The sequence below is a fragment of the Candidatus Micrarchaeota archaeon genome (assembly GCA_021163225.1).
Taxonomy (GTDB): Archaea; Micrarchaeota; Micrarchaeia; order Anstonellales; family JAGGXE01; genus JAGGXE01.
Genome location: JAGGXE010000012.1, coordinates 1 through 10549, shown reverse-complemented (window position 1 = coordinate 10549; position 10549 = coordinate 1). Strand labels below are relative to the sequence as shown.

Here is a 10549-nt window from a genome sequence, read left to right as displayed (position 1 = left end):
TTTGTTGTGTTTCTTGATGATAGCGATCACATCCTCCGGTGATACGACCAATCTGTACTTGCTCATCACGCGTTTCATATCGTACCCTTCATCTCTGACAACCTTCTCCAGTTCGTCACCCGTAATTCGCTTCAACTTGAATTCCTTTACAACGGTTTCCGGAGAGAACCCTGTTTCGCAAACCTTACGCAACACCTCTTCAATCGCGGATTTAACGATAACCTCTCCCTTGTAAAGGTCAAGGACTTTACGTATCGTTGCACCGGTCCCGGCAGTCAGCATGTTCACATCCAACCCTTCCCTACGTAGAGAGACGAGTTTTTCAAGTATTATGTTGGCAACGAGTTTAGGGTCGTACCCGTCGGACACCAATGTATCAAAAAGTTCTCTGTACCTAGAGTTTAACACGCGTTTCGCGTATTCTTTACCGACCAACCTTTCGTACCTGTTTATCACGTCTTCCAAACTCTCAACTTTGGGCAGAGATGCTAACATATCGGATGTAATCGGTATAGGGGGGATATCCGTCTCCGGATACATGCGGGCGCGGCCCGGTAGCGGACGCATGAACAACGTCACCGGGCCGCGCGCCGCACGCGTTTCTTCAGGCACACCCGGGTAGAACAGACGGTAGATCAGAAGATCGACTGCGCGGTAAACCGTCTCCCTTTCACCGGCTATCAAGATGAACGCATCATCTTCATTCATATCCAGAGCCAACCTGACGGTAGATATTTCTTCGACATCAAGATTGTACCTGTCCAGGTCCTCATCAGAATGTATGATACCTTTCACACCCGCAGCTGCCGCATATTTAGCAAGTTCTGTACCGAACCGTACACCCGGCACCAACTCTGTACCCAGCACGCCTTTAAATCCGACGAGTTTGAGAGCCAGCACTATCCCGCCTTTTTTGATTTGTGACCTGATGACTTTACATTCCGTTCTATCGAACAATTCGGTTACTTCTATGACCATAACCTGTTTATTCCTGTCAAGCAGACCTTTGATCTTCTCATTGTACAGTTTGACGGTATTACGCTGTCGTTTAACCTCGTTCACAAGTATCGTCGGCAACAGTGACAGGTCCTGAACACCTTTGATCTCTACACGGGCACCATCAGACACCGAAACATTAACGTCCTGTCTTATGGTACCCAACCCCCTCTGCACCTTTGCAAGGCGCAGTATCGCTCCTATCTTCTCAGCCGTTTCCTTCGCGTGCTCAGGGTCTTTGATATCCGGCGCGGTGGATATCTCGACCAAAGGTATACCCAACCTGTCTAAAGAAAATACCTTACTATCTTTATCAATTATACCAGCACTTTCCTCCTCCAAACACACAGTATCTATCCTTACCTTACCTTTGCTCGTGTTAACGTAACCGTTCATCGCAACGATTGCAGTACGCTGAAACCCGGAAGTGTTGGAACCGTCTACCACCTGTTTACGCATCACGTGGACCTCATCTACGATCCGCGCATTAAACAATTTAGCTATGGTCAACGCGATCTTCAACGCCTCTCTGTTGAGTTCCATCGGCGGACTTTCATCGAGTTCGACTTCGCAGGCAGTAACGTTGTCGAACTGATAGGTAACAACAGGGTTTCTGGATGTTTCGAACAGGGCGGTGCGATCCGTTTCACCGAGTTCGCTCTTTACAAAATGTAACCTCCGGGTAATATGTTTGACCGGATGATCGAGTTCTCTCTCCGGAGGAGGCGACGGACAGTTACAAAAGAGTTTATGCGTGTCCAACCGTTGATGGATCTCCAGTCCGCATTTAAACCCTTTAATGTCTACTTCGACATCAGACCTCTTACCCTTCGAACCTTTATCATCATTCATACGCAACCACCGACCATCAACTATAATACAATGCTTCGTTCCGATATCTCACCCACCATGTTAGTTTCCATCTCCCTCTTGACCGTCTCCATATCTTTGGTATGACCCAACACCCAACAGAGTTTTGCATAGGCTGTCTCAGGCGTCCAATCACACAGATGCCCGATGACACCCGCTTCTTTCAGTTGACGTCCAGCGGTGTAGACGTTCAGGTTAAGTCTTCCGTAGATGGTCTGTGAAGACATTACAACCGGTATGCCCGAATCTATCAATTCCCTAATCTCTTTTATCACCGGGACCGACAGTTTATCGTTGAACGGATTTGTTGAAACATGACCCAACCCTGTACCGACCAGAACGATTCCGTCGTATTCGGACAACGCGGAAAACATTCGGGGTTTGATACCGGGATGAATGTAGACCATTGCAACATTGTCGTTGACCCGGTTATCGAACTTTAAAGACGTCTTCGGATCGGTCTTTCTGTACGGGTTCAAAGGTTCTATCGTCCTGGACCACGGGTCAACACGCAGAACCGGTAACATGTTTACCGATTTGAACGCATCCCTTCTGCTGGTATGCATCTTACGCACCTTTGTACCCCTATGCACGTATGCAAAATTGTCGCTGATGTTAGCATGCATGCAAACGCCCACCTCGCCGAAATCCGATTTGGCAACGATGAGCGATGCCAATAGGTTAAGACGCGCGTCTGACGAACCTCTGTCCGAACTCCTTTGAGCACCTGTCAATATCACCGGTACGGGAAGGTTCTGGAGCATGAAGGATAACGCAGCAGACGTATAATGCATGGTATCGGTTCCATGGGTTATTACAACACCGCGCGCACCGTCTTCGATAGCGTCCCGAACCTTTCCGGCCAATACCGACCAATGGGACGGTGTCATATCTTCGGACAATACCGAGAACACCGTTTCAGCATGTATGTTCGCAATCTCCGAGATCTCAGGATACGTTGCCAGCAACTCATCTTCGCTCATCGCCGGGTGAACCGCGCCGGTCAGATACTCCACATGAGACGATATCGTACCCCCGGCACCTAACACATAGACCTTGCCCTCACGTTTTTTCAAACCGCTGTGTTGCGAACCCTTCTCCTTCGTAGTCCGTTTACCCGGCGTCCGATGTTTCCCCGAGAACTTCTCTATCAAACGTATCCTGACCGAACCGTTCTCAACATCCTCTTTAGATATCCGTATACCTATGTTATACCCGTTAGACAGTTTAATGACCAAACAGTCCGGGTCACCCGTTTCCGGACGCGGCATCAACAGACCAGTGTAAACCGCACCTTCCCTGATAACCTCTATCCTATCGTAGACATCTATGTCCGCATCGCTAAGCCAACGCCTCAGAAACTCGGAGTACATGGTTTAAGATTTATGTAGATAATTATTTAAAGGTTTAAAACAGGCATTTAAAGGTCAGAACAGGCGAGGTAAAGGTACTTTGATCCAACTTAAGACCCAAAAAGATCGTTGGATTACCGTTCATCCAATTCGGACATGACTTCTTCTAACAGTTCGGACAGGTCAACGCGTCTGATCACGTACGCGCCGGGGCAGTTATCGATCTCGTTTATACGTTGTTCCAACAGATCTCTAACAAACAGGTTACCGGGATCGATCTCATCGAGTCTACCCTTCAGTTCGGTTTTGAACCGTTCCACACGTTCCTTAGTCAACATGTTGAGCAGTTGGTCCACTTCGTCAGGGTCTATAAGAACACGCCGATCCAATCCAACGGTCTCGAGCGCCTCCTCTATAGAACGGACATGCGATTCGAAATGCGTCCTGACTTCACGGATGGGATAACGAATGCTGAGATAGGATACCAGCGCATCCAAAGAGTACTTCATAGCAGGGGTAAAAGAGGACGGCGAAACCACGTTATGCAACGCTATACCGAACGAATGGTCATCATGATATTTGGTATGGACGCCTTTAACGTTGATGGGCAACGTCTGATAGATCCTACCCTTCCGGTTAATGATGAAATGATACATCGGTTGCCCGAACCTTTGCACACCTTCACGGTACACCTCTTCCAGGGACCTGACGTGATCCCCTGTCCAATGGATATAGATCTCGGTAGGGTCCTTATCGAACATGTAATAAGTAAATCTGTATTTGGGATCGAGAAGGTATACCGCATGCAGGTTACCGTGACGGACCGGGAACTGATAAAACCCCATGGGTCAAATATGTATCCTGAGGTTTAAAATGGTTCTAGTTATTTATCTAGTTATTTTGCAGACTGCTATAAGTTATTTTTATAAAGGTAACAAAGAAGATGATAAACAATGAAAGTGGTGAGTAAGAGATCTGCACACGGTTGGTCTACACGGTTGGGTTACATACTCGCCACTGTCGGTTCGGCGGTGGGTCTGGGCAATTACTGGAGGTTTCCGTACGTCGTCGGGGCGCACGGCGGTGGCGGGTTTATAGTGGCGTACGTCGTTCTTCTGATAACCGCCGGTGCGCCCCTCCTGTTTCTCGAGATGTCGCTAGGTAAACGGTTCAAAACCTCTTTCTATCAACTGCTCAAGAAACATAGGTTAGGGATGTTGATCGTGTTCCCGCTGTTGTTCGGGATAGTCGTGATGAGTTATTATGTAGTACTCGTAGGATGGACGTTAAACTATGCTCTGTTTGCCCTGACCGGTAACCTGCCGACCCTTGATGAATACACACAGTCCTATCTCACCGTACCGATGATGGTAGCGGTGCTCATCATCTCGGGAAGCATAGTGGCCTTAGGGGTACGCGGTATAGAACGGTTTGTTAAACTGTTAATACCGTTGATGGTCGTTCTGACGGTCATCATCCTCGTTTATGCGCTCAATCTCCCCGGCGGTACTGACGGCATAGAATTCATGTTCACCAGTAACTTTGATTCGTTGAAAGATTTACAGACGTGGTTGCTGGCCATGGCTCAGGTAACGTTCTCTCTTTCCGCAGGTGTAGGGATAACGCTCACCTATGCATCGTATTCAAAACGTTCCAACCCGGTTGTTGACGCGTTAGCGGTGTCGCTGTCAGACCTGACGATAGCGCTCGTTGCAGGGATGATGATATTTGCTACTGTGCATGCCTTCGGACTCAACCCCGGCGAGGGTCCTGAACTGGCGTTCGTGACATTACCCCACATATTCAATACCATGCCCATGGGACACGTGATAGGCGGAACTTTCTATTTCATACTGTTCATCGCAGGGATCACATCGATCATCGCAGTCGTAGAATACCTGTACCACAACATCCACACAATCGTCGGACTCGAACGTAGGACCGTTGTCCCCGTAATCATGTGTCTGCTGTTCGTACTGGGATTACCCGTAGCACTCGGATACACGCCTATGAACTTCCGGTGCGGCGGTCACCCGTGTCTCGAGATGTACGACCATTACTTCGTAAATCTCACAGTACCGGTAGTAATAATGCTTATCACGGTGCTCGGGTTGTTGTGGAACACGGAAGATTTTGCAAGATTTCTACAACGGTACGGGCTCGGTAGAAGAACTGCTAGAATTGTTGTGTTATGGGTCAAAATCGTCCTTCCTTTGGTTGCAGTGGTCATGTTCTATCAGACAATCAAAAACATTTTATAGAGGCAAAGCCAAAATGTTAAAAGATGGCATATCCGAAAAAAACAGGTGTAACAGACCTGCCGCTTCACACAGGTCATGCGCCGAGATGGTTGTTCAACCGTATGGTTAGGTTGGCGGGTACGGTGACAAAGTACATCGTTACAGAATACGGGACCAAGACGTTTCTGGAACGGTTGGCAGACCCGTTATGGTTTCAGGCGTTATCCTGTGTGCTCGGGTTCGATTGGCATTCGAGCGGTACTACCACGACCACGACAGCCGCACTCAAAATCGCTATCAACAAACAACCGGAAGAGTTCGGTTTGGTTGTGGCCGGGGGTAAAGGTAAAACCTCTCTCAACACACCAGACGAGATAAACCGTTTCGGCGAACTGTTATCGTTGCCCGGTAGGGTAACGGAAGAATTCGTCGAAAAGAGTAAACTGATCGCCAAGGTGGATAACTCCTGTGTTCAGGACGGATTCACGTTGTATCATCATGCGTTCATATTCGATGAGCACGGTAACTATTGCGTCATTCAACAGGGTATGGATAACGCATATGCACGAAGGTACCATTGGTTCAACGAACAGAACATCACAGAAGCGCCTGACGAAAACATCATATCGAGCATACGAAAGAACAACGTGTTAAACCTTGTTTCGGAAGAGAACACGGAATTACGGAGGGACATAATAGATGTGGTCATCGAAAGAGAATATGCGAAACACAGGTTGAGAGATCTCGTTGACAGAGATATTAAGGAAGGACCCAAATTCGTTCGTATGCCGAGGCATCACAGCGTTGATTACGGGAAACTGTCGCTCTCGTCTAAAGAGGTCGTTCTTTTGGACAACGTTCGCCGTCGTCTGGAAACGAGTAACTGCGAGTTCAAAGACCTGCTTCTACAAAGGGGTATCGGACCGAAGAAACTCAGAGCCCTTGCCCTGATAGCGCAACTCGTCTACGGTACGGAGATAGATTGGGACGACCCTGTGAAATACTCCTTTGCCCACGGCGGAAAGGACGGACATCCCTACCCTGTTGACAGAGAAACCTACGACGCTTCCATAACCATGCTAGAGGAAGCCCTGGAAACACAACCGAAGTTTTTAGAAAAACTGCACAGGTTCATAAACGGTACGGAGAAGGTTTAAAAGTGTGGAAATACAGAATTATGTTATGAAATCTGTGAAACCGGTACAGTTAGAACTGTTTCCAGACCTCGTGAACAGATACGATGAAAAGACGGTTAAACGTAAACAGAGGGAATGGATAGTAGAAAAGGAGAGGTTTGAACGCGAACTCGCACGTAGAAAGAGTGTCGAAACCAAGCCGGGTTACGTGTCCGGAAGATACATAAAACCGATGACTATCCATCGACGGAAATATCAATTGGATGCTGTTGAACAGTATATCGCACACAAGAATGTTGCAATCATTGCCGACACGGGGACTGGGAAAACCGTTATAGCGGCAATGATAATCAACAAGTTTCTGGAAGAAAACACGGGTAAAAAGGTACTCTTTCTTACACCCCAGGTAGTGTTATCCCATCAACAGGAAGAGAAGGAGATACGACGAATGATGACGGTAAAGACAGGTATAGTGACCGGAGAGAAGACCGGTGAAAAACGTGCAAAGGTGTATCACGATGCAGATGTCGTGTTCGGTACCCCGCAAACCGTTGTAAACGATATTGCGAAGGGACGGTTTGACCTCTCAACCTTCGGACTGGTGATATTCGACGAAGCGCACCACGGAACGGGCAACTACGATTACGTGAAGATAGCCGATTTATGCAAAAGTCTGGGTATACAGAGGGTATTGTTAAGCGCTTCATTGGCACCGACAACCGAGAAGATGACCGAGATCCTGGAGACCTTCGGAATAACCAAAACCCATGTCATACCGGTGTATTCAAGAGAAATGACGAGATACAGTTTTGAGCGTATGGAGGAATCGTGGTACGTTATGCTCCCGGAACCGTTCATAACCATCAGAAACATGCTTAAAACCGAGGTGGAAAAAACGTTGCTCTGCTTTAAAGAGAACCTGTTTATAGACGATGAAACGGTTAGGAGGGGATACCTGTCCGAGGAAGAGATCAAAGATATCAAGTCACGGATCAAAGGTGTCAACGTCAGAGAACTGAGAAGGGAATTGAGTAGGAGATTGTACGAATACCGTCTTCTGAAACAGATGTGGGAGTACATAGAGTCGGAAGGTAAAACGATCTTCCTATCGTTCATCGATAGATTGTTAGTCGGAACAGACGGGGAGACAAGGCTTTTAGAAAAGGTCCGTCGGATCAACGCAAACTATCTAACTAAATGCGGTTACGAAGTTGAATTCTACGAAGATACGGATCAACTGGATGAACAGATCGAGTTCCTGATCAACAACAGAGATTTCTACGAGTTGGAAAAGAAAAGGTGGTACGCATTCTACAGGATGTACCTGGCTAACAAAGCCATCCTCACAGAATCGCAGAAAGAGAGGTTGACACTTGTCAAACAGATTCTCATGACCGTGACAGACGGCGAATCAAAATACTATTCTGGTATCCCGTTATTCTCGCTGTTTCGTGAGGAACGGTTCATCGACAATCTCATCAAACTGATAGAAACAGACATGGAACATCCAAAACTGAGGTTACTGCTCAATGAACTTAAACTGAAAGGCGAGAAAGACATAGTGTTCGTAAGGTATAGAGAAATGGCTAAGGTGATTGCCAGAGAAGTCGAACGCGTAACAGGGAGGAAGGTGGGCGTGTTCCTAGGTCAGGAGAAGGGGAATACAAGAAAAAGACAGAAAGAGATAGTTGAACGGTTCAGAAACGGTGAGTTTGACGTGTTGGTGACCACGATTTACGAAGGGTTCAACTTCTATGCAGACAACGCGTACTTCTACGACCATACCGCTACACCGGTCGTTAAAAAGCAGAGGGAGGGAAGGGTAGGCAGACATAAGAACGGGTTCGTGATCAAACTTAAAACGAGGTTACCCGATGGTAAGGTGTCTATTGATCAGATAAGGGATAGAATAGCTTCGGCACGTGAAAAAAGAATGGAACAGATCGCTAAAGATGCGGAAGCGTACGCTTCAAAGAAACAGATGGAACAAACACTGTTCTGATTCTTTTTCACCGTTCGGAGATATGTGCAGGGGAGGGGATTCGAACCCCTGAAGGTCTACACCACACGGCCCTGAACCGTGCCCCTTTGACCGCTCGGGAACCCCTGCAATGGGGCCGCCGAGATTTATCCCACTCTCTCGCGGAGGGAGTGTTTGAACTCGGATTGCCGGCTCCCGAAGCCGGTAGGATGCCAGGTTACCTCACGGCCCCATCTCAACAGTATCTGCCTACTTCTCAACGACATCTTTAGAATGTGATTTATTGGATGCGATTTGTTTATAAATTTATTTTTTCTTATTATAAATAGTGGTTTACTTTGGTGTTTCACTGTTCGGAGGTATTAATCTCCTTAGAATGTGTACCATTACTCCAGTGTGCTAGGTTTTGCACGGTGTTGCCATGATCAAGATTAAAAAACTTCGAACGTGCGGAAAAGAAAGAGCACTCAAAGAAGCGTGTGGTGTTGTGGGCGTTTTCTCGAAGCATAAGAAGGACGTAAAAGAGTTGACGCTCACGGCGTTACATTTCCTTCAGCATAGGGGTCAGGACAGTGCTGGTTTGGTGACGTTTAACGGTAGAGAGTTCTACAGATGTAAGGTGTTCGGTCCCGTGTCATCCATCCGAGAGGAAAAGAATTACGAATTCGCGGAAGGGCACGCAGCCATAGGTCACACAAGGTATTCGACGGTTGGGTCCTCTTATGCTCCGCAACCTGTCGAGGTTAAACATCCGCTCGGTGGGATAGCGCTTGCTCATAACGGTAACATCGCCAATTACGAAATACTCAGGGAAGAGTTGGAATCAAAAGGGTACGGGTTCGATACAGACATAGATGCGGAAACTATACTTTACGCATTCGTCGACGAATATTACAACACGAAAAACGAGATAAGAGCCATTGAAAACACGATGAAACGGTTGGACGGTGCCTACTCGGTTGTGATGTTGACCGGTGAGGATAAACTGTTTGCTTTCAGGGACCCTTTGGGCATACGTCCACTCGTATACGGATACAATGATGACACGTTCATCGTAGCCAGCGAAACCGTATCGTTGGACATGCTGAGGATACCGGTCAAGGGTGACGTACCACCGGGAAGCGTGATCATCGTAAGAGAAGACGGGTTCGATATGATAAACCTGTTCGAGACGCAACATCACCATTGCATGTTCGAATGGCTTTACTTTGCGAGACCGGACAGTGTGATAGAGGGTAGAAACGTTTACACCACACGCGTGCGTATAGGAAGGTTTCTGGCAAAGGTCGCACCGGTCAACGCCGATTACGTAATACCCGTGCCGGACACGTCGCGTCCCTACAGCATAGGATATTCGGAGGAAAGCGGAATACCTTACAGGGAAGGGCTGATACCCGACAGGTATTCAGGACGAACCTTCATACAACCGCACCAGAACATGCGGGAGAAAAACGTTAGATTAAAGTTCAATGTAGTAAGGGAGAACGTAGAAGGTAAAAGATTGGTTGTCATAGACGACAGCATTGTACGCGGAACAACGGCGAAAAAATTGGTGGCGTTGCTTAAGGAGTTCGGTGCAAAGGAGGTTCATCTGAGGATCGCTACACCGAGGATAATCGCACCGTGTTTCTACGGTATAAACATCTCATCGTACGAAGAGTTGGCATCGTTCAGATTCGATACTGATGAACTTTGCCGGTGGTTGGGTGCTGACTCGTTAGCGTTCTTGAACATAGAAGACCTGATCAACGGTATAGGGTTGAATGACCTCTGCATCTCGTGCCTGATCGATAGTTACCCGACCGAAACGGCTCAGGAGATGGCAAACAAGATGAAACAAGAATCGAAACAAAACAAGAATTGAGCGAACCCTTCAAAGAAAGTTTAAAAATCCCGACTCACAACCCCAACCTAACCACCGCTGTACTGTTTACGTCTTCCGCGTTTTAATTCATGATAAATGGTTACCAATAT

At 47.4% G+C, this 10549-nt stretch carries 7 protein-coding genes and 2 tRNA genes; 4 read left to right on the top strand and 5 right to left on the bottom strand.

Going from position 1 to position 10549, the window contains the following annotated elements; genetic code table 11:
• From gatE to J7K41_00950, 3 genes are all read right to left on the bottom strand, one after another.
• Nucleotides 1-1848, bottom strand: a 1848-nt coding sequence (gene gatE, locus J7K41_00960) for a Glu-tRNA(Gln) amidotransferase subunit GatE (protein MCD6549266.1), incomplete at its 3' end; no start/stop codon positions are given.
• 20 nt (nucleotides 1849-1868) lie between these two features.
• Complete coding sequence (gene gatD / locus J7K41_00955) at nucleotides 1869-3239, bottom strand: Glu-tRNA(Gln) amidotransferase subunit GatD (GenBank protein MCD6549265.1); 1371 nt, start codon at nucleotides 3237-3239, stop codon at nucleotides 1869-1871.
• A 113-nt stretch (nucleotides 3240-3352) separates the two neighbouring features.
• Nucleotides 3353-4063, bottom strand: a complete 711-nt coding sequence (locus J7K41_00950; protein ID MCD6549264.1) for an N-acetylmuramoyl-L-alanine amidase — start codon at nucleotides 4061-4063, stop codon at nucleotides 3353-3355.
• Nucleotides 4064-4171: 108 nt separating this feature from the next.
• Between J7K41_00950 and J7K41_00945 the strand changes: the two genes are divergently transcribed.
• From J7K41_00945 to J7K41_00935, 3 genes are read left to right on the top strand one after another with little or no spacing between them, the layout of a single operon-like run.
• Nucleotides 4172-5479 (top strand): sodium-dependent transporter, encoded by a 1308-nt coding sequence (locus J7K41_00945; protein ID MCD6549263.1) that lies wholly within the window; start codon nucleotides 4172-4174, stop codon nucleotides 5477-5479.
• Between the two features lie 23 nt (nucleotides 5480-5502).
• Complete coding sequence (locus tag J7K41_00940; GenBank protein ID MCD6549262.1) at nucleotides 5503-6615, top strand: DUF763 domain-containing protein; 1113 nt, start codon at nucleotides 5503-5505, stop codon at nucleotides 6613-6615.
• A 25-nt stretch (nucleotides 6616-6640) separates the two neighbouring features.
• Nucleotides 6641-8596, top strand: coding sequence for a DEAD/DEAH box helicase (locus tag J7K41_00935; GenBank protein ID MCD6549261.1), 1956 nt, complete (start codon nucleotides 6641-6643; stop codon nucleotides 8594-8596).
• Nucleotides 8597-8621: 25 nt separating this feature from the next.
• On the opposite strand, the gene J7K41_00930 is transcribed toward J7K41_00935, so the two are convergent.
• Together J7K41_00930 and J7K41_00925 are read right to left on the bottom strand one after the other, a co-directional pair.
• Nucleotides 8622-8704: transfer RNA gene (locus tag J7K41_00930), tRNA-Leu, on the bottom strand.
• Nucleotides 8705-8706: 2 nt separating this feature from the next.
• Nucleotides 8707-8807, bottom strand: a tRNA-Pro gene (locus J7K41_00925).
• 189 nt (nucleotides 8808-8996) lie between these two features.
• On the opposite strand from J7K41_00925, the gene purF reads away from it, so the two are divergent.
• Entirely contained in the window at nucleotides 8997-10439 is a 1443-nt protein-coding gene (gene purF, locus J7K41_00920; protein MCD6549260.1) for an amidophosphoribosyltransferase, read from the top strand.
• Nucleotides 10440-10549: the final 110 nt, after the last annotated feature.

What these genes read in the sequence shown, in the direction of transcription:
- gatD (MCD6549265.1), bottom strand. Translation starts at nt 3,239, where the DNA reads ATGTACTCCGAGTTTCTGAGGCGTTGGCTTAGCGATGCGGACATAGAT.
- J7K41_00950 (MCD6549264.1), bottom strand. Translation starts at nt 4,063, where the DNA reads ATGGGGTTTTATCAGTTCCCGGTCCGTCACGGTAACCTGCATGCGGTA.
- J7K41_00945 (MCD6549263.1), top strand. Translation starts at nt 4,172, where the DNA reads ATGAAAGTGGTGAGTAAGAGATCTGCACACGGTTGGTCTACACGGTTG.
- J7K41_00940 (MCD6549262.1), top strand. Translation starts at nt 5,503, where the DNA reads ATGGCATATCCGAAAAAAACAGGTGTAACAGACCTGCCGCTTCACACA.
- J7K41_00935 (MCD6549261.1), top strand. Translation starts at nt 6,641, where the DNA reads ATGAAATCTGTGAAACCGGTACAGTTAGAACTGTTTCCAGACCTCGTG.
- purF (MCD6549260.1), top strand. Translation starts at nt 8,997, where the DNA reads ATGATCAAGATTAAAAAACTTCGAACGTGCGGAAAAGAAAGAGCACTC.